General features: G+C 69.0%; 13 protein-coding genes. 8 read left to right on the top strand and 5 right to left on the bottom strand.

From position 1 onward, the window contains the following. Positions 1-135: 135 nt before the first annotated feature. Both rpoB and H4Q84_RS17205 read left to right on the top strand, forming a co-directional pair. Positions 136-3,642: a DNA-directed RNA polymerase subunit beta gene (gene rpoB / locus H4Q84_RS17200; RefSeq protein ID WP_248580301.1), complete on the top strand. Its 3,507-nt coding sequence runs from the start codon at positions 136-138 to the stop codon at positions 3,640-3,642. A gap of 81 nt (positions 3,643-3,723) precedes the next feature. Then, positions 3,724-7,602 (top strand): DNA-directed RNA polymerase subunit beta', encoded by a 3,879-nt coding sequence (locus H4Q84_RS17205; RefSeq protein WP_282580254.1) that lies wholly within the window; start codon positions 3,724-3,726, stop codon positions 7,600-7,602. Between the two features lie 263 nt (positions 7,603-7,865). Here the strand turns inward: H4Q84_RS17205 and H4Q84_RS17210 are convergent, their stop codons facing one another. Genes H4Q84_RS17210 through H4Q84_RS17225 form a run of 4 tightly spaced genes read right to left on the bottom strand, consistent with a single transcriptional unit; the run spans position 7,866 to position 11,326 of the window. After that, complete coding sequence (locus tag H4Q84_RS17210; protein ID WP_282580255.1) at positions 7,866-8,471, bottom strand: response regulator transcription factor; 606 nt, start codon at positions 8,469-8,471, stop codon at positions 7,866-7,868. After that, entirely contained in the window at positions 8,468-9,634 is a 1,167-nt protein-coding gene (locus tag H4Q84_RS17215; protein WP_248580302.1) for a histidine kinase, read from the bottom strand. Before H4Q84_RS17215 ends, H4Q84_RS17210 begins: the two co-directional genes overlap by 4 nt. Continuing rightward, the gene (locus H4Q84_RS17220; protein ID WP_248580303.1) at positions 9,627-10,388 is read right to left on the bottom strand and encodes an ABC transporter permease; all 762 of its coding nucleotides are present in this window, start codon (positions 10,386-10,388) and stop codon (positions 9,627-9,629) included. The genes H4Q84_RS17215 and H4Q84_RS17220 overlap by 8 nt, the downstream gene beginning before the upstream one ends. Beyond that, positions 10,385-11,326, bottom strand: a complete 942-nt coding sequence (locus tag H4Q84_RS17225) for an ABC transporter ATP-binding protein (RefSeq protein WP_248580304.1) — start codon at positions 11,324-11,326, stop codon at positions 10,385-10,387. The genes H4Q84_RS17220 and H4Q84_RS17225 overlap by 4 nt, the downstream gene beginning before the upstream one ends. A gap of 95 nt (positions 11,327-11,421) precedes the next feature. Here H4Q84_RS17225 and H4Q84_RS17230 point away from each other — a divergent pair, with 95 nt between their 5' ends. Together H4Q84_RS17230 and H4Q84_RS17235 are read left to right on the top strand one after the other, a co-directional pair. Next, complete coding sequence (locus H4Q84_RS17230; protein ID WP_248580305.1) at positions 11,422-12,027, top strand: GrpB family protein; 606 nt, start codon at positions 11,422-11,424, stop codon at positions 12,025-12,027. 93 nt (positions 12,028-12,120) lie between these two features. Further along, positions 12,121-13,362, top strand: a complete 1,242-nt coding sequence (locus H4Q84_RS17235; protein ID WP_248580306.1) for a geranylgeranyl reductase family protein — start codon at positions 12,121-12,123, stop codon at positions 13,360-13,362. Here H4Q84_RS17235 and H4Q84_RS17240 read toward each other — a convergent pair. Next, the gene (locus H4Q84_RS17240; protein WP_248580307.1) at positions 13,271-14,353 is read right to left on the bottom strand and encodes an acyltransferase family protein; all 1,083 of its coding nucleotides are present in this window, start codon (positions 14,351-14,353) and stop codon (positions 13,271-13,273) included. The two genes, H4Q84_RS17235 and H4Q84_RS17240, sit on opposite strands and share 92 nt — an antisense overlap. 34 nt (positions 14,354-14,387) lie before the next feature. Here H4Q84_RS17240 and H4Q84_RS17245 point away from each other — a divergent pair, with 34 nt between their 5' ends. From H4Q84_RS17245 to H4Q84_RS17260, 4 genes are read left to right on the top strand one after another with little or no spacing between them, the layout of a single operon-like run. Continuing rightward, a complete protein-coding gene (locus H4Q84_RS17245) occupies positions 14,388-15,287 on the top strand; it encodes an NUDIX domain-containing protein (RefSeq protein ID WP_248580308.1) in 900 nt (299 codons plus the stop codon). Further along, on the top strand, positions 15,284-16,555 hold the full coding sequence (locus tag H4Q84_RS17250) for a hydroxyacid-oxoacid transhydrogenase (RefSeq protein ID WP_248580309.1): 1,272 nt from the start codon (positions 15,284-15,286) through the stop codon (positions 16,553-16,555). The genes H4Q84_RS17245 and H4Q84_RS17250 overlap by 4 nt, the downstream gene beginning before the upstream one ends. After that, positions 16,552-17,046, top strand: coding sequence for a DUF1648 domain-containing protein (locus H4Q84_RS17255; RefSeq protein WP_248580310.1), 495 nt, complete (start codon positions 16,552-16,554; stop codon positions 17,044-17,046). The genes H4Q84_RS17250 and H4Q84_RS17255 overlap by 4 nt, the downstream gene beginning before the upstream one ends. After that, complete coding sequence (locus H4Q84_RS17260; RefSeq protein ID WP_248580311.1) at positions 17,043-19,763, top strand: FAD-binding and (Fe-S)-binding domain-containing protein; 2,721 nt, start codon at positions 17,043-17,045, stop codon at positions 19,761-19,763. Before H4Q84_RS17255 ends, H4Q84_RS17260 begins: the two co-directional genes overlap by 4 nt. Positions 19,764-19,958 lie beyond the last annotated feature (195 nt).

The raw sequence follows: 19,958 nt of genomic DNA on the forward strand, positions 1-19,958 counted from the left end.
TGCTCTCAAATGCGCTTCACCCTGTCCGGAGGGGTGTCGTTGTGGTTCGTAGGCGCCATTCACCCTTCCAGTTTGTTTGAAGGACGACTCTTGGCCGCGCGCAGCTCCGCTGGTACCTCTTTCTCGACGAACCGCATGTCTTTCGCGAAGATCAAGGAATCTCTCGAGGTTCCGTCTCTCCTGGCTCTCCAGACCGACAGCTTTCACTGGCTGATCGGCGACGAGCAGTGGGAAGAGACCGTCGCCAGCCGCAAGGCGAACGGCGAAGACGTCTCGTCGAAGTCCGGTCTCCAGGAGATCTTCGAGGAGATCTCTCCCATCGAGGACTTCAACGACTCGATGTCTCTCTCGTTCGAGAACCCGGTCTTCGTGGACCCCAAGTACACCGAAGAGGAGTGCAAGGAGAAGGACTTCACCTTCTCCCGCCCGCTCTACACCTCGGCTGAGTTCACCAACAACACCACCGGTGAGATCAAGGCCCAGACGGTCTTCATGGGCGAGTTCCCGATGATGACCCGCAAGGGCACCTTCATCATCAACGGCACCGAGCGTGTCGTGGTCTCCCAGCTGGTCCGGTCGCCGGGCTCCTACTTCGAGCGCAGCCCCGACAAGACGTCCGACAAGGACATCTACACCGCGAAGATGATCCCGTCGCGCGGTGCGTGGCTCGAGTTCGAGATCGACAAGCGCGACCTGGTCGGCGTACGCCTGGATCGCAAGCGCAAGCAGAACGTCACCGTGCTGCTCAAGGCGCTCCAGGCTCTCGCCAACGAAGAGGGCTACGAGGGCGACCCGTACGACTACGAGGCCACGATGGCCGAGCTGCGTCAGTACGAGTCGATCCAGCTGACCGAGGAGAAGGACAACACCCAGGGCCCGGACGACGCCCTCCTCGACATCTACCGCAAGCTGCGCCCGGGCGAACCGCCCACGCGTGAGGCGGCGCTGACGCTGTTGAAGAACTACTACTTCAACCCGAAGCGCTACGACCTGGCCAAGGTCGGTCGCTACAAGATCAACAAGAAGCTCGGCGTCGCCGAGGCCTTCGACAAGCAGACGCTGACGATCAACGACGTCGTCGCGGCCATCCGCTTCATCGTGCAGCTGCACGCCAGCGGAGCGCCCGCCGAGCCGGTCGACATGGTCGACCCGTCCGGCAAGGTCGTCATGGGTCCCGACGGCAAGGCCATCAAGGTCTCCGCCGACGACATCGACCACTTCGGCAACCGCCGCATGCGCACCGTGGGCGAGCTGATCCAGAACCAGCTCCGCACCGGTCTGGCGCGCATGGAGCGGGTGGTCCGCGAGCGGATGACGACCCAGGACGTCGAGGCCATCACGCCGCAGTCCCTGATCAACATCCGCCCGGTCGTCGCGGCGCTGAAGGAGTTCTTCGGCACCTCACAGCTGAGCCAGTTCATGGACCAGACCAACCCGATCGCCGGCCTGACGCACAAGCGTCGCCTGTCCGCGCTCGGCCCGGGTGGTCTCTCCCGTGATCGCGCCGGCATGGAGGTCCGTGACGTCCACCCGTCGCACTACGGCCGCATGTGCCCCATCGAGACTCCGGAAGGCCCGAACATCGGCCTGATCGGCTCCCTCGCGTCGTACGGACGGATCAACCCGTTCGGCTTCGTCGAGACGCCGTACCGCAAGGTCGTCAAGGGCAAGGTCACCGACGAGATCCACTACCTCACCGCCGACGACGAGGACCGCTACGTCATCGCGCAGGCGAACGCGCCGCTCGACAAGGTCGGCAAGTTCGTCGAGGAGCGCGTGCTGGTCCGCCAGAAGCGTGGAGAGGTCTCCGAGATCCTGGCCGGCGACGTCGACTACATGGACGTCTCGCCGCGCCAGATGGTGTCTGTCGCCACCGCGCTGATCCCGTTCCTCGAGCACGACGACGCCAACCGCGCGCTCATGGGCGCCAACATGCAGCGTCAGGCCGTGCCGCTGATCGTCAGCGACTCGCCGCTCGTGGGCACCGGCATGGAGTTCCGTGCCGCTGTCGACGCCGGTGACGTGGTCGTGGCCGGCAAGGCGGGCGTGGTCAAGCAGGTGTCGGCCGACTTCATCGAGACGATGAACGACGACGGCACCTACGAGACCTACAAGCTGGCCAAGTTCAAGCGCTCCAACCAGGGCACCTGCATCAACCAGCGTCCCCTGGTCAAGGAGGGCGCACGCCTCGAGGTCGGTACGCCGATCGCCGACGGTCCGTGCACCGACAAGGCCGAGATGGCGCTGGGCACCAACCTGCTCGTCGCCTTCATGCCGTGGCAGGGCCACAACTACGAAGACGCGATCATCCTGAGCCAGCGCCTGGTCCAGGAGGACGTCCTCACCTCGATCCACATCGAGGAGCACGAGGTCGACGCCCGCGACACCAAGCTCGGCCCCGAGGAGATCACCCGGGACATCCCGAACGTCTCCGAGGAAGGCCTGGCCGACCTCGACGAGCGGGGCATCATCCGCATCGGCGCCGAGGTCACCACCGGTGACATCCTCGTCGGCAAGGTCACGCCCAAGGGCGAGACCGAGCTCACCCCGGAGGAGCGCCTGCTGCGCGCCATCTTCGGTGAGAAGGCCCGCGAGGTCCGCGACACGTCCATGAAGGTGCCGCACGGTGAGTCCGGCACGATCATCGGCGTCCGCGTCTTCAACCGCGAAGAGGGCGACGAGCTGCCCCCGGGCGTCAACGAGCTGGTGCGCGTGTACGTCGCGCAGAAGCGCAAGATCTCGGTGGGCGACAAGCTCGCCGGTCGTCACGGCAACAAGGGCGTCATCGCGAAGATCCTGCCGATCGAGGACATGCCGTTCATGGAGGACGGCACCCCGGTCGACGTCGTGCTGAACCCGCTGGGTGTGCCGCGACGGATGAACATCGGCCAGATCCTCGAGCTGCACCTGGGCTGGCTGGCCAAGCAGGGCTGGGACCTCAACCTGCACGACGACCAGGGCTCGGCCGAGTGGAAGGACCGCCTCGTCTCGATCCACGCAGACAAGGCGGAGCCCGGCACCAAGCTGGCCACCCCGGTCTTCGACGGCGCGCGTGAGGACGAGATCACCGGCCTGCTCGGTGCGACGTACCCCACCCGCGACGGCGTGCGGATGATCGACGCGACGGGCAAGGCCGACCTGTTCGACGGCCGCTCCGGCGAGCCGTTCCCGGACCCGGTCTCGGTCGGCTACATGTACATCTTGAAGCTCCACCACCTGGTGGACGACAAGATCCACGCCCGCAGCACCGGCCCGTACTCCATGATCACCCAGCAGCCGCTCGGCGGTAAGGCCCAGTTCGGTGGCCAGCGCTTCGGTGAGATGGAGGTCTGGGCGATGGAGGCGTACGGCGCTGCCTACGCGCTCCAGGAGCTGCTGACGATCAAGTCGGACGACGTGCCAGGACGTGTGAAGGTCTACGAGGCCATCGTCAAGGGCGAGAACATCCCCGACTCCGGTATCCCCGAGTCGTTCAAGGTTCTCGTCAAGGAGATGCAGTCCCTGTGCCTCAACGTGGAGGTGCTTTCGCAAGACGGCAGCCCCATCCAGCTGAAGGACGCCGAGGAAGACGTCTTCCGGGCGGCCGAGGAGCTCGGCATCGACCTGTCACGGCGCGAGCCCAGCAGCGTCGAAGAAGTCTGAGGTGCGTCCCGGGCGGTGGAGACACCGCCCGGGCCCCCAGTCCCAAGCCACTGACTCAAACAGCAACCAAAGGAACAAACCTTGCTGGACGTGAACTTCTTCGAGCAGATTCAGATCGGCCTGGCCACCGCGGAGGACATCCGCGGGTGGAGCCACGGCGAGGTCAAGAAGCCGGAGACCATCAACTACCGCACGCTCAAGCCCGAGCGTGACGGGCTCTTCTGCGAGAAGATCTTCGGTCCCACCCGGGACTGGGAGTGCTACTGCGGCAAGTACAAGCGCGTGCGCTTCAAGGGCATCATCTGCGAGCGCTGCGGCGTCGAGGTGACCCGCTCCAAGGTCCGTCGTGAGCGGATGGGCCACATCGAGCTCGCCGCGCCCGTCACCCACATCTGGTACTTCAAGGGTGTCCCGTCGCGTCTGGGGTACCTCCTCGACCTCGCCCCGAAGGACCTCGAGAAGGTCATCTACTTCGCTGCGTACATGATCACCTCGGTCGACGAGGATGCGCGCCACAAGGACATGTCGACCCTCGAGAACAAGGTCGGCCTCGAGCGCGAGCGTCTCGAGAAGCGTCGCGACTCGATGATCGACGAGCGCGCCAAGAAGCTCGAGGAGGACCTCGCGGCCCTCGAGGCCGAAGGCGCCAAGGCCGACCAGCGTCGCAAGACCAAGGACGGCGCCGAGCGCGAGATGGCCGCCATCCGCAAGCGCTCGGAGATCGAGATCGCCCGCCTCGACGAGGTGTGGAGCACGTTCAAGGCGCTCAAGGTGCAGGACCTGCTCGGCGACGAGCTCCTCTACCGCGAGATGAAGAACTGGTTCGGCAAGTACTTCGAGGGCTTCATGGGCGCCACGGCGATCCAGAAGCGCCTGCAGGACTTCGACATCGACGGCGAGGTGGAGTCGCTGCGCGACACCATCGAGAACGGCAAGGGCCAGCGCAAGGTCCGCGCCCTCAAGCGCCTCAAGGTCGTCGACGCGTTCCGCAAGACCGGCAACCAGCCGATCGGCATGGTCCTCGACGCCGTACCCGTCATCCCGCCGGACCTGCGTCCGATGGTGCAGCTCGACGGTGGCCGCTTCGCGACCTCCGACCTCAACGACCTGTACCGCCGCGTCATCAACCGGAACAACCGCCTCAAGCGGCTGCTCGACCTGGGCGCGCCCGAGATCATCGTCAACAACGAGAAGCGGATGCTGCAGGAGGCCGTCGACTCGCTGTTCGACAACGGTCGCCGTGGTCGCCCCGTCACCGGCCCGGGCAACCGGCCGCTGAAGTCGCTGTCCGACATGCTCAAGGGCAAGCAGGGTCGTTTCCGTCAGAACCTGCTCGGCAAGCGCGTCGACTACTCCGGCCGTTCGGTCATCGTGTCGGGCCCGCAGCTCAAGCTCCACCAGTGCGGTCTGCCCAAGCAGATGGCGCTCGAGCTGTTCAAGCCCTTCGTGATGAAGCGCCTGGTCGACCTGTCGCACGCGCAGAACATCAAGTCCGCCAAGCGGATGGTCGAGCGCGCACGCCCGGTCGTGTGGGACGTCCTCGAAGAGGTCATCACCGAGCACCCCGTGCTGCTCAACCGTGCGCCCACTCTGCACCGGCTCGGCATCCAGGCGTTCGAGCCCCAGCTGATCGAGGGCAAGGCCATCCAGATCCACCCGCTCGTCTGTACGGCGTTCAACGCCGACTTCGACGGCGACCAGATGGCGGTGCACCTGCCGCTGTCGGCCGAGGCCCAGGCCGAGGCACGGATCCTGATGCTCTCGACCAACAACATCCTCAAGCCGTCCGACGGCCGCCCGGTCACCATGCCCACCCAGGACATGATCATCGGCCTGTTCTTCCTCACCACCGACCGTGACGGCGAGAAGGGCGAGGGCCGCGCGTTCTCGTCGCCCGCCGAGGCGTTCATGGCGTTCGACCTGGCCGAGATCTCGCTGCAGAGCAAGGTCAAGATCCGTCTCGACGGCATCGTGCCCCCGCTCGACCTCGAGCTCGGCGCCGCCTGGGAAGAGGGCACGTCCATCACCGTCGACACGACGCTGGGCCGCGCGCTCTTCAACGAGGCCCTGCCTGCCGACTACCCCTTCGTGAACTACGAGGTGGGCAAGAAGGCCCTCGGCGCGATCGTCAACGACCTCGCCGAGCGCTACACCAAGGTCGAGGTCGCTGCCTCGCTCGACGCACTCAAGGACGCCGGCTTCTACTGGGCGACCCACTCGGGTGTCACGGTCTCCATCGACGACGTGACCACGCCGGCCGACAAGAAGCAGATCCTCGAGGGCTACGAGACACAGGCCGCGAAGGTGCAGACCCAGTTCGAGCGTGGTCTGGTCACCGACGAGGAGCGCCGCCAGGAGCTCATCGAGATCTGGACCCAGGCGTCGAACGAAGTGGCCAAGGCCATGGAGAAGAACTTCGACCGCACCAACCCGATCTTCATGATGGTCGACTCCGGCGCCTCTGGAAACATGATGCAGATCCGTCAGGTTGCGGCCATGCGCGGTCTGGTGGCGAACCCGAAGGGCGAGATCATCCCGCGTCCGATCAAGGCCAACTTCCGTGAGGGTCTGTCGGTCCTCGAGTACTTCATCTCCACCCACGGTGCCCGTAAGGGTCTGGCCGACACCGCGCTGCGCACGGCCGACTCGGGTTACCTGACCCGCCGTCTGGTCGACGTGTCGCAGGACGTCATCATCCGTGAGGACGACTGTGGCACCGAGCGCGGTCTGCCCAAGGTGATCGGTGTCCGCGGCGAGGACGGTGTGGTCCGCAAGGACGACAACGCCGAGACCGCGGCGTACGCCCGATCCTCTGCGGGCGAGGTCACCCACCCCGACACCGGCGACGTGCTCGCTGGACCGGGAGACGACCTCGGCGACGTCAAGATCGGTGAGCTCGTGGCTGCCGGCATCGAGGAGGTCAAGGTCCGCTCCGTGCTGACCTGTGACGCCAAGACCGGCACGTGTGCCAAGTGCTACGGCCGTTCGCTGGCCACCGGCAAGCTCGTCGACATCGGGGAGGCCGTCGGCATCATCGCGGCCCAGTCGATCGGTGAGCCCGGCACGCAGCTGACCATGCGTACCTTCCACACCGGTGGTGTGGCCTCCGCAGACGACATCACGCAGGGTCTGCCCCGCGTGGTCGAGCTCTTCGAGGCCCGCCAGCCCAAGGGTCTGTCCCCGATCTCCGAGGCCGCCGGCCGGGTCGAGATCGAGGAGACCGACAAGACCCGCAAGGTCATCATCACTCCCGACGACGGTGGCGAGCCGATCGAGTACCCCGTCTCCAAGCGCTCGCGCCTCTCGGTTGCCGATGGCGACCACATCGAGGTCGGGCAGCAGCTGACGGTCGGTACGCCGGACCCGAAGGAGGTGCTGCGCATCCTCGGCATCCGCCGGGCCCAGCAGCACCTCGTCGACGAGGTCCAGCAGGTCTACCGCAGCCAGGGTGTGTCGATCCACGACAAGCACATCGAGATCATCGTGCGGCAGATGCTGCGTCGCGTGACGGTCATCGAGTCGGGTGACACCAACCTGCTGCCGTCCGACCTGGTCGACCGTGCCCGCTTCGAGGAGGAGAACCGTCGCGTGGTCTCCGAGGGCGGCAAGCCGGCCTCGGGTCGTGCCGAGCTGATGGGTATCACCAAGGCCTCGCTGGCGACCGAGTCGTGGCTGTCCGCGGCCTCCTTCCAGGAGACCACCCGGGTGCTCACCGACGCGGCGATCCACGGGCGCAGCGACTCGCTGCGCGGTCTCAAGGAGAACGTGATCATCGGAAAGCTGATCCCGGCTGGTACCGGCCTCGAGCGGTACCGCAACATCCGGGTGGAGCCGACCGAGGAGGCCCGCGCTGCGGCGTACTCCGTCACCGGCTACGACAACTACGACTACGACTTCGGTGCCGGCACCGGTCAGGCCGTGGCTCTGGACGACTTCGACTTTGGTTCGTATCAGAACTGAGCGAAGCGAAGGACTGATAGAGAAGAACCAGATCGAGCAAGCCAACGCCCGTCCACGCTTGCGTGGGCGGGCGTTGGTGCGTCGAGATCGAGTCAGGTAGCGCAGGTCCTCGAGCTGTCTTGGTTTCGAGGCTCGTCCCTTCGAGGCTCGCAAGCTCGCACCTCAGGACAAGCGCTGGCGCTCCTCGCACCTCAACCAGCGACCGCTGGCGCTTTTAGCCCCCGCGAGGGGCCCGTGCTCCGACCGTCCCCCATGCGGGTCGGTCAGATCCAGCCCATGCGCTGGGCGGTGCTGACGGCTTCATGGCGGTTGGCGGCGGCGAGCTTGGTGGCGGCGCTGGAGAGGTAGTTGCGGACGGTGCCGCCGGCGAGGTGGGTGCGGCGGGCGATCTCGTCCACGGGGGCGCCGTCGGCGGCGGCTTCGAGGACGGCGGTCTCGCGGGGGGTGAGGGGGGAGTCGCCGAGGGCCATGGCTTCGGCGGCGAGGCCGGGGTCGACGTACCGGCCGCCGGAGGAGACGGCGCGGACCGCCGCGGCGAGGGTCTGCGCGGAGGTGGTCTTGGGGAGGAAGCCGCGGACACCGGTGGAGAGGGCCTTCTTGAGCAGTCCGGGGCGGCCGTGGCTGGTGACGACGAGGCAGCCGCAGGCGGGGAGGATCTCGGCGATCCGGGCGGCGACGGCGATGCCGTCGAGCCCGGGCATCTGGAGGTCGAGTACGGCGACGTCGGGGCCGAGAGCCTGGGCCTGGGCGACGGCTTCCGGGCCGGTGGCGGCCTGGCCGACGATCTCGATGTCGTCCTCGAGGTCGAGCATCTGGGCGAGGGCCACCCGGATCAGGTGCTCGTCGTCGGCCAACAGCACGCGGATCACGACTCGACCTCGCTGACGGCGGGTGCGAAGTCGACGCGCACGACGAATCGGTCGCCCTCGACGCCGGAGGCCACGCGGGCACCGTGGTCAGCCAGCTGGTCGGCGAGGGTGGTGAGCCCGCTGCCGTCACCGGCCGCGGGCTGATCGAAGACCACGCCGTCGTTGGAGACGACGAGTTCGTCCGCGTCGTACGTCATGTCGACAATGCTGGCGCGCGAGTGGCGGAGCACGTTGGTGACGGCCTCGCGGATGACGCGGGCGACGAGCTCGTGACGCTGGGGAGGTACGTCGTCCACGTCGGCGTCGGCGGAGATGCCGGCCGAGGCGAGCAGGGACACCGCGCCGTCGACCTCGGTCGGCAGGTCGAGCGGGCGGTAGCCGCGGGCCAGCTCGCGGGCTTCGCGCAGGGCTTCGTGCGCCGTGGCGCGGATCTCGAGCACCTGCTCGGTGGCTCGGCTGTCGCCGCGGGCGGCGAGGGTGGCCGCGAGCTCGGCCTGCACCGCGATCGTCGAGAGCCGGCGGCCCATCACGTCGTGGACGTCCTGGGAGAAGCGCAGCCGTTCGCGGGCCACGGCCAGCGCCGCCTCGCTGTCACGCGCTCGCTCGAGCGACGTGACGACGCCCATCAGCCAGAGCGAGCTCTGCACCGTGAAGACCAGGAACGCGGAGACGGCCAGGCCGTAGGCGGCAAGCCCGAGAGAGCCGCCCAACAGGGCTGCGAGGCCTACACACACGACGAGGACCGCGTTGCGGACCCGCGTGTCGAGCAGGCCACCCGCTCCCCAGGCCACGGTGGCGATGACGACCAGGGCGCCGCCGAACTGCAGGTCCGCGGGGAGCAGGAGAGTCATGGGTGCCAGCACGACGACGAGGGCGACGAGCACCGACAGCGAGCGCCAGGGGAGCGGCCCCTTTGCCGGGTGCAGCCGGACGGCGTCGCGCAGCACCAGCGTGCCTGCGGCCCCCAGCGCAAGCGTGGCCAGCCCGCTGAGGACCGTGACGCGCAGGGACGACGCCGGCGCCGCGAGACTGAACCACGCGAGGACGAGCAGGAACCAGTAGAGGGCGTAGAGGGAGACCAGCGTGTAGACGACGACGCGCTCCACCTGGGTACGACGCGTCCACCAGTCCCAGGTCACCACGACGTCCATCCTGTCAGTCACGCGGCTCCCAGGTCATCGCGCGACGCGCGAGCAGTACGCCGATGACCGTCCACCCCAGGAGGTAGCCCAGGGCAGGCATCGCCTCGCCCCAGGTCGCCGACCACGTGACTGCTTCGGTGCCGAGGATGCCCGGCTCGAGCCCGAACCAGGCCACCCGGACCACGTCCTCCAACGCGGCACCGGGAAGCAGGTCGAGCCACGGCTGCGCCCCCTCGGGGAACGCGGCGCGGGTGCTGCCCATCGTGGCGAGCAGCAGCACCGGGGCGCTGGTGAGCTGGGCAGCCTCGGCGTTCCGCGTCCATGCCGCCGTCCAGAGGGCCAGCGCGGCGAAGGTGGCACAGCTGAGCAGCAGGCCGACCACGAGCAGGATCGGGTTGATGGGCAGGCCGAACCCGAGCACCGCTGCGACGACCGCCACGATCACGGCCACGACGAAGACGATCGCCACACCGGGAAGGGCCATCGAGACGATGATCTCCGCGTCGGTCGCCTCGCCCGAGCGCAGCCGCTTGAGCACCAGCTCGTCCCGGCGGGTCACGAACATCGACAACAGGTTGTAGTAGACGGGGAAGAGCAGGGCCATCAGGAGGCACAGGCTCAGGGGTACGGCGCCGGCCTTGCCGGTGCTCTCGGGAGTGGCCGCCAGCATGAAGAGTGGCACCAGCGGCACGCCGACCGCGTAGACCACGGTCAGCAGGTTGCGGCGCATCAGCAGGGCGTTGGACTGGGCGAGCCCGAACACGCGAGTCGTCATCGGGCCATCTCCTCGGCGGGGTGGGTGTCGTGGTCTGCGCCGCGGCCCTCGGCGACGTCGAGGAAGATCGACTCCAGCGAGGCGGTGCGTGCGGAGAGATCGGCCAGCCGGACGTCGTACTCGTCGGCCCAGCCGAGCAGCATGGTCAGGGTCTGCTGGAGGTCGTCGGCCGCCACGACGGTGCGGTCGGCGGTGCACTCGACCTTCGCTCCGGCGAGTGGCGGGAGGTCCCGGTCCGGAGTGCGGAACGAGATGACCGAGGGCTGCCCCGCCACGATCTCCTCGCGGGTGCCCGACAGGACGATGCGACCGGCGCGCATGATCGAGATCCGGTCGGCGAGCGCCTCGGCCTCCTCGAGGTAGTGCGTGGTGACCAGCACCGCGACGCCGTCCTCGCGCAGCGACCGGATCAGCTCCCAGACGCGGTGCCGGCTCTCAGGGTCGAGGCCGGTGGTCGGCTCGTCGAGCATCAGCACCTCCGGGCGGCCGGTGAGGGTGCAGGCCAGGTCGACGCGGCGCTGCTCTCCGCCGGACAGGGCGCGCATGCGTACGTCGGCACGCCGACTCAGGTCGAGCAGCTCGAGCGACTCGTCGACCGGCCGGGGATCGCTCACAGTGGCGGCCCACATCGCGAGGGTCTCGCGCACCGTGAGGTCACCCGAGAACCCGCTGCGCTGCAGCAGGACACCGGTGCGGCGGCGTACTTCCGGGCGGTCGGCGACCGGGTCGAGCCCAAGCACGCGCACGGTGCCGCCGGACGGGGTGGCGAGTCCTTCGATGACCTCGAGCAGCGAGGTCTTGCCGGCTCCGTTGACTCCCAGCAGGGAGTGGATGGTGCCAGGCTCGACCCGCAGGTCGACCCCACGGACGGCTTCGAAGGCCTGGCTGCCGCTGCCGTAGACCCGGCGCAGGTCGTGTACGTCGATGGCGATGTTCATGTCCACCAGCCAACCGGTGCTGTGAGGGTGGCAGTAGTGCCGCGTGTCATCGGTCGTACTGACATTTGTCATGTCGACCCTCGTAGGGTGCCTGGGTGCCCACACCTGCCGAGATCGTCGACCTGACACCGTTCGACCCGCCGCCGGGGAAGTCGGGCTGGGTGCCGGGACAGGGACCGCGTGCCCACATCGACATGGTGGACGCCGACCCGTCGTGGCTGGCCGTGTTCACGTCGCTGGAGCAGCAGATTCGTACGGCGCTGGGCGACCTGGCCGTTGCGGTCGAGCACGTCGGCTCGACCGCTGTACCCGGGCTACCGGCCAAGCCGATCATCGACATCGACGTGACGGTGCCCGATGCCGGCGACGAGGCGGCGTGGCTGCCGGAGCTGGAAGCACTGGGGCTGGTGCTGACGGTGCGTGAGCCCTGGTGGCACGAGCACCGCTGCCTGCGGGGCGACGACCCGGCCACCAACGTGCACGTCTTCTCGCCGGGCAGCCCGGAGGTGGTGCGACACCGGCTGTTCCGTGACTGGCTCATCGAGCATCCCGAGGATCTCGCGATGTATCGCGACACCAAGGTGGCAGCGGCTGCTGCGTCGAACGCAGCGGGGGAGCACGTCATGGAGTACAACGCCCGCAAGGAGTCAGTGATCCACGAGATCTACGGCCGGGTGTTCCGGGGTGAGGGGCTGCTTTGACGGGGGTCTCGATACGCCCGCTCTTTCCTCGCGGGGTACTCGACCAACCAACAACAATTCGGCGGGTTGGGCGGGGGCTGAGAGAATCGGCGGGTGACCGAGACCCTGCCACTGCGCACCGATGTGCTCGTCGTCGGCGCCGGCCCGGCCGGCTCCGCCGCGGCCGCGTGGTCGGCGCGTGCGGGGCTCGACACGTTGCTGCTCGACGCGGCGGTCTTCCCGCGTGACAAGACCTGCGGTGACGGGCTCACCCCACGTGCGATCGGTGAGCTCGAGCGGCTCGGCCTCGGCGACTGGCTGCGCGCACACACTGTCAACCAAGGGCTTCGCGCCCATGGCTTCGGCCAGACTCTGCTGCTGCCGTGGCCGGGTGGGTCGTTGCCCGACTGGGGCTCGGCCGTCGCCCGCACCGAGCTCGACGACCACCTCCGCACGACCGCGATCAAGTCGGGCGCGACGGCTGTCGACGGCGCCCGCGCGGTCGGCGTACACATGGATGGCGACCGGGTCCGCTCGGTCGAGATCGAGCGCGGCGGCGAGGTCGTCGAGGTGCAGTGCGAGCGGCTCGTTGTCGCCGACGGCGTGCGGTCACCGCTCGGCAAGTTGCTGGGTCGGGAGTGGCACCGCGACACCGTCTACGGCGTGGCTGGCCGGGCCTATGTCGACTCCGGCATGTCCGACGACCCGTGGATCAGCTCGCACCTCGAGCTGCGTGGCGAGGACGGCGACATCCTCTCGGGTTACGGCTGGATCTTCCCGCTGGGCAGCGGCGAGGTGAACATCGGCGTCGGCACGCTCGCCACCGCCAAGCGGCCCGCGAACATCGCGATCAAGCCGCTGATGAAGTTCTACGCAGACGAGCGCCGCGAGGAGTTCGAGCTGTCGGGTGACCTCCGGATGCCGACGTCGGCCCTGCTGCCGATGGGTGGCGCCGTGTCCCAGGTCGCCGGCCGCAACTGGGCGCTGATCGGCGACGCCGCCGGCTGCGTCAACCCGCTCAACGGTGAGGGCATCGACTACGGCCTCGAGACCGGTCGTCTGGTCGCCGACGTGATGGTGTCGGGCGGCGAGCTGGGCGAGGTGTGGCCGGCGCTGCTGAGGGAGCACTATGGCGAGTCGTTCTCCATTGCCCGGCGGCTGGCTGGGCTCGTGACCGTGCCGAAGCTGCTGCCCGCGCTCGGCCCGGCGGGCATGCGCTCCGACTGGCTGATGACCCTGGCGCTGCGCTGGATGGGCAACCTCGTCACCGACGAGGATCGCGACCGGGCCGCTCGGGTGTGGCGCTGGGCTGGTCGGCGTTCGCTGGCGCGCGACGCTCGTCCGCCGTTCGCCTAAGCGCGAGCAGGCTGTTGACCGGGTCGACGAGCACGTTGAGCCGCCCGGCCACCGGTGGCGAGGCCAGCAGCAGCGCGAGCAACACCGCGAGCGTCACCGTCGTGGCCAGCGTCAGCCACTCGTTGGCGGGCATCCAGTCCTCGTAGCCCTGCGCCTCGACGTACCTGATGACGAAGCCGTGCAACAGGTAGACGACCATCGTCCCGGCGCCCATGGCGGTCAGGAACGAGCGCCGCCTAGGGATCAGTGACAGGACCGCGAAGACGCCCACCACCGCGATGATCATGAGTCGCAGCCGGATCCACATGCCGTCGCCGGGGGTGGCGCCGAGCTCGTCGTACGACGCGCGGTAGTACAGCCACTGGGTGCCCCAGTGGTCGTCGGTGTGGGCTGCGAGCCGCCAGATGAGCAGGAGTACGGCGCCGCCGGCGAGGCCGCTCCAGCGCGCGCGGGCAGCGTCGAGCGACACCTTCGGCAGGTGCAGCCCGATGACGAAGAACGGGAGCAGGCCGAGCATCCGGTTGATGTCGAAGAGCTCGTTGTTGCGCAGCCCGGCGAGCAGGCTGACGCCGATGGCGATGGGCACGAAAACCCAGTGCAGCTTGAGGATTGGCGTCAGCAGCCGCCACATCAGAAGCACGATGAGGTACCACATGGGCCAGTGCGGGTTGAGCCACATCCGGTCGAGGCTGTCGACCTCGTGGGTGACGTGGACGCGGAAGTTCACCATCAGCCACTCGTAGATGACGTACGGGATGAGCAGCGTCGTCACGAGCGAGATCAGGTGCCGCTTGCTCCACCGGAACGACCGCGAGAGGTAGCCGGTGATCAGCACGAAGGCAGGGATGTGGACGTAGTAGATGAAGTCGTAGACCTGCGACTTCAGGTCGCTGAACGGCATCAGCACCACCGCGTGCCCGACGACGACGATGGTGACCAGGACCATCTTGACGTTGTCGAGCCAGGGGTCTCGCTTGCCGCCGGGTGCCACGTGGTCAGCCTAGTCGCGGCATAGGGTCACGGGCATGGAGGATCTTCCGCAGGTGCAACGGGTCGCGGCGTACGCCGTGATCCTTCGAGTCTCGACAGGCTCGACCACCCAGGAGATCCTGCTCAGCAGGTTGTCGGCGCGCGTCACGCCCGACGAGCTGTGGACCCTGCCCGGTGGTGGCCTCGAGCACGGCGAGGACCCGCGCGACGCGGTGCTCCGCGAGATCCACGAGGAGACGGGTCTCCGGGCCACGGTCAGCGACAAGTCACGCGTCTACTCCGCCTACATGCCGGGTGTCCGGCGCCAGGGCCGAGTGGTCGACGCCCAGGCGATCCGCATCGTGTACGACGGATGGGTGCCGGCCGATGCCCCCGAGCCGGAGGTGCTCGAGGTGGACGGTTCGACGATCGAGGCCGCGTGGGTGCCGTTGGCCGACGTGGCGTCGGGAGTCGTGCCGGTGGTGCCGTTGGTGCACGAGGCGTTGACCGATCACCGGCCGTTCCAGCTGCAGCGGGTGGCGGCGTACGCAGTCATCCTTCGGGGCGACGACGTGCTCCTCACCCGGCTGTCCGACCGGGCGGCGTTCCCGGGCCAGTGGGCGCTCCCCGGCGGCGGCCTCGACCACGGCGAGCGGCCGGTGACGGCGCTGGCGCGCGAGGTGCAGGAGGAGTGCGGCGTCGATTGCGAGGTGGGTGAGCTGCTCGACGTGCACGACCTGCACTTCTCCGGTGTCGCGCCGTCGGGGCGGTTCGAGGACTTCCACGGCGTGCACCTGATCTTCGCGGGCAGCGTTGTCGACGGTGTCGAGCCGCGGGTGGTGGAGGTCGACGGCACCACTGACGCGGTTGCGTGGGTTCCTGTCGCCGACATCGAGTCTGGCGGGGTGCCGGTGCTCGACGTGGTCCGGCACGCGCTGGGCATACTGGCGCCATGAGTGAAACGGTCTTCACCTATGCCTCCCCGGCGCTGAAGTTCGGGCCCGGCGCCTCCGCCGAGATCGCCTTCGACCTCAGTCAGTACGACGTCCGGCGGGTGCTGCTGGTGACCGACCCCGGCGTTGCGGTCACCGGTCATCCGGGCCGCATCGCGGAGCAGATGTCTGCCGCGGGCCTCGACGTGACGACGTACGACCGGGTGCACGTGGAGCCGACGGACGCCTCGATCGAGGAGGCGGTGGCGGCCGCGCGCGAGGCCGGGCCGTTCGACGCGATCGTGGCGGTGGGTGGTGGCAGCAGCATCGACACCGCCAAGGCGGTCAACCTGCTGACGACCAACGAGGGTGAGCTGTTCGAGTATCTCAACGCCCCGGTGGGCGACGGCCGCGCGCCGACGATGCCGCTCCTGCCGCTCGTCGCCGTGCCGACCACGACCGGCACCGGAAGCGAGTCGACGACGATCTGCGTGCTCGACGTGCTGTCGCTGAAGGTGAAGACCGGCATCAGTCATCCGCGGCTGCGGCCGACGCTCGCGGTCGTCGACCCCGACCTCGCGTTCACGCAGCCGGCGATGGTGACCGCGGCGGCCGGCATGGACATCTTGTGCCACGCGCTCGAGAGCTACACGGCTCGGTGGTACTCCGAGTTCGACGCCAAGGCACCGGAGCAGCGGGTGCCGTACTGCGGCGCCAACCCGATCGCCGACATGTGGTCGGAGAAGGCACTGAGCATGCTGTCCGGGGCCATGCGCGTCGCCGTACGCGACGGCGGTCTCGAATCCTCGCGGCCCGCACGAGAGCAGATGGCGATGGCGGCGACGTTCGCCGGGCTCGGCTTCGGCAATGCCGGCGTGCACATCCCGCACGCCAACGCCTATCCGGTGGCCGGGCGGGTGCGCGACTTCCGGCCGGAGGGCTACCCCGAGGCGGAGGCGATCGTGCCGCACGGGATGGCGGTGTCGCTCACAGCGCCAGCCGCGTTCGGGTTCACGTTCGAGGCCGCGCCCGAGCGCCACCTGCATGCGGCGAAGCTGCTGGACCCGTCGGTCTCGAACGGTGACGCACACACGCTGCCGGAGGTCTTGCGCACGTTGATGCGCGACATCGGGTTCCCGAGCGGCCTGGCCGAGGTGGGCTACCTCGATGCCGACGTCGACGACCTGGTGAGCGGCAGCCTCAAGCAGACTCGGCTGCTGGCCACCGCTCCTCGCGAGGCGGCGGCCGACGACCTGGCCGGCATCTTCCGTGGCTCGATGGAGAACTGGTGACGGGTCGTCGCTTCTTCTGGCTCGGCGTCGGGCTGTTCGTCGCAGCGCTCTCCGTCTCGTGGATCGTGCTTCCCGACCGGGTCCCGCTGCACTTCGGCACCGACGGCCGGGCCGACCGCTGGGGCACCCCTGTGCGTGCGGTCGCGGAGATGGGTGGGGTCGGGCTCCTCGTCGGCGCGACGATGCTCTCGCTCGCGATGTCGGCCTGGCGGCTGCCCTTCAGCTTCGTCAGCCTGCCGGACAAGGAGTTCTGGGAGCGCTCGGAGAACCAGCGCGTGGCCCGTCGGCGGCTGCAGGACGACATGTACCACGTGGGCGGATCGCTGATGGTGTTCCTCACCGGCATCCAGGCCTTCACAGTGTTCGTCGCCGACGACGCGACGCCCTCGCTGTGGCCGTGGGGTGTGGTGGTGATCGTGGCGTTCGTGGCCGGGTTGGGGATCACGCTCGCGCTCCGGATGCGCTTCTACAGGCGCCTGCCCGGCGAATGAATGGGCCCAGTGACCTCATCGGCGCGCTGCGCCGCGAGGGCGTCGACGACGTCTCCGACTCGACGCTGACGCGCGCGCTCTACTCCTCCGATGCGTCGCTCTACCGCGTCGTACCCCAGGTGGTGGCCCGGCCGCGGCACGTGGACGAGCTCGCCGCGATCATGGGAGTGGCCCGCGAGACCGGGGTGCCGCTGACGATGCGCGGTGCGGGTACGTCGATCGCCGGCAACGCCGTCGGCAGCGGCATCGTCGTCGACACGTCACGGCACCTGCATCGCATCGTGTCGATCGACCCCGAGCAACGCACAGCCGTCGTCGAGCCGGGTGTCGTGCACGCCTCATTGCAGGCGGCCGCCGCTGGCCACGGGCTGCGCTTCGGACCGGACCCGTCCACGCACACGCGCTGCACGATCGGCGGCATGGTCGGCAACAACGCGTGCGGCTCGCGGGCGCTGGCCTACGGCCGCACCAGCGACAACGTGGTGGCACTCGACGTCCTCCACCCTTCGGGGTACGACGACGTGCCGGCGCGGCTGCAAGCGTTGGGGGGCCAGCACCTCGGCCACATCCGCACCGGGTTCGGGCGGTTCTCGCGGCAGGTGAGCGGCTACGCGATGGAGCACCTGCTGCCGGAGAACGGTGGCAACGTCGACCGGTTCCTGGTCGGCTCGGAGGGCACGCTCGCCGTCGTCAGGCACGCGACCGTTCGGCTGGTTCCGGAGCCGGCGGCTACCTCGCTGGTGGTGCTCGGCTACCCGTCGATGGCGGAGGCAGCCGATGCGGTGCCAGCGATCCTGGCGTGCGGGTCGCTGGTCGCGTGCGAGGGTCTCGACGCCCGGATCGTCGACATCGTGCGGGCCTCCCGCGGCCGCGTGCCGGACCTCCCGCGGGGCGCTGGGTGGCTGCTGGTGGAGAGCGCCGGCGGCTCGGCCGGTGCAGCCGAGAGTGCGGCGCTGCGGGTGGTCGACGCGGCGCAGGCGCTGGACTCGCTGCTGGTCAGCGCTGCTGCCGAGGCGGCCGCACTGTGGCGGATCCGTGAGGACGGGGCCGGGCTGGCGGCGATCAGCCTCGACCGGCCGGCGTACTCCGGGTGGGAGGACGCAGCCGTGCCTCCCGAACGGCTTGGCGCGTGGCTGCGGGAGTTCGACGCGCTGTTGCGTGACCACGGCCTGGACGGCGTGCCCTACGGACACTTCGGCGACGGCTGCGTGCACGTGCGGATCGACTTCACGTTCGACGGGCCGGGCAAGAAGGCGTTCCGGGAGTTCCTGGTCGCGTCGGCCACCGCATTGGCTGCGCACGGAGGCTCGCTCTCGGGCGAGCACGGTGACGGCCGCGCGCGCTCCGAGCTGCTCCCACTGATGTACGACGCGGAGTCACTGCGGCTGTTCGCCGCGGTCAAGGCGATCTGCGACCCCGACTCGATCCTCAACCCCGGTGTGCTCGTCGACCCGGCTCCGATGGATGCCGACCTGCGGCCGGCTCGGCCGGTGACCGATCTGCTTCTTCACAGGCGGAGCCTGGCTCGAGAGGTCCATCGATGCACAGGTGTGGGCAAGTGCGTGTCCGCGCCGTCGGGTGCGGTGATGTGCCCGTCGTGGCAGGCGACGCGTGACGAGAAGGACTCCACCCGTGGCCGGGCCCGGGTGTTGCAGGAGGCGCTCGACGGTGAGCTTGTGCACGGCCTGGCTGATCCTGCGGTGGGTGAGGCGCTCGACCTCTGCCTGTCGTGCAAGGGCTGCGCCAGTGACTGCCCGACGGGCGTCGACATGGCGACGTACAAGAGCCAGGCGCTGCACCAGACGTACGCCGGCCGGCGCCGGCCCCGCACGCACTACACGCTGGGTCGGCTGCCGGCGCTGGTGCGACGCCTCGGTCGGCTGGCGCCGTTGTTCAACGCTCTGATGTCTTTCGGACCCACGGCCAGAGTCGCCAAGCGGGTGGCCGGCATCGATCCGCGACGATCCGTCCCGCGGTTGACCGTGGATCGGGTGGTCTCCACTGTGCTCGACCAGCCGGACGTGTGGATCTGGGCCGACACCTTCACCGGGCACTTCCTGCCGCAGACCGCGCGGGCTGCCGTGCGGCTGCTCGAGTCGGCGGGCTTGCGGGTGGGCGTGATCGAGCGGGACGCCTGCTGCGGCCTGACCTGGATCACCACGGGCCAGCTCGACCAGGCTGCCAGGATCGCCGCTCGCGCGGTCGACGCCCTCGCGCCGTACGTCGCGAGCGGCGTGCCGGTGATCGGCCTGGAGCCGTCGTGCCTGGCCACCCTGCGCTCGGAGCTGACCGAACTCGACAAGCGTCCGGAAGCGGCAGGGGTGGCTGCCGGGGTACTCACCCTGGCCGAGCTGCTGTCGCGAATTGACTGGACCCCGCCCGACCTGACCGGCGTGGAGATCGTGGCCCAGCCGCACTGCCACCACGCGTCGGTGATGGGCTGGGAGGCCGACGAACAGCTGCTGCGTCGGGCCGGCGCCACCGTGACCCGGCTCGGTGGCTGCTGCGGGCTGGCCGGCAACTTCGGGCTGGAGCAGGGGCACTATGACGTCTCGGTCGCGGTGGCGGAGACCCAGCTTCTGCCCGCTGTGCGCGCCCAGCCCATGGCGATCGTGTTGGCGGACGGGCTGTCGTGCCGGCACCAGCTCGATGACCTGGCCGGTGTGCCGGCGGTGCACCTGGCCGAGCTGCTGGCGGGGCACCTTCCCGAGTCCTAGGTCAGTTGTGTCAGTTGCCACAGCTGACCGAGCCGGCAAATGTCGCCCCGGCGCCGTAGCGTCCTGCTCATGGCGGGTCACCAACTCTCCGGTCGCGAGGCGGCTGAACGACCCTGACGGTGAGTGGCTTTGTCGCACTGGGCGCCGACGTGATCGGCGTGGACGTGGACGACAGTCGCGGAGCCGCGCTCCGTC

This window comes from Nocardioides sp. InS609-2 (assembly GCF_023208195.1).
Classification (GTDB): Bacteria; Actinomycetota; Actinomycetes; order Propionibacteriales; family Nocardioidaceae; genus Nocardioides.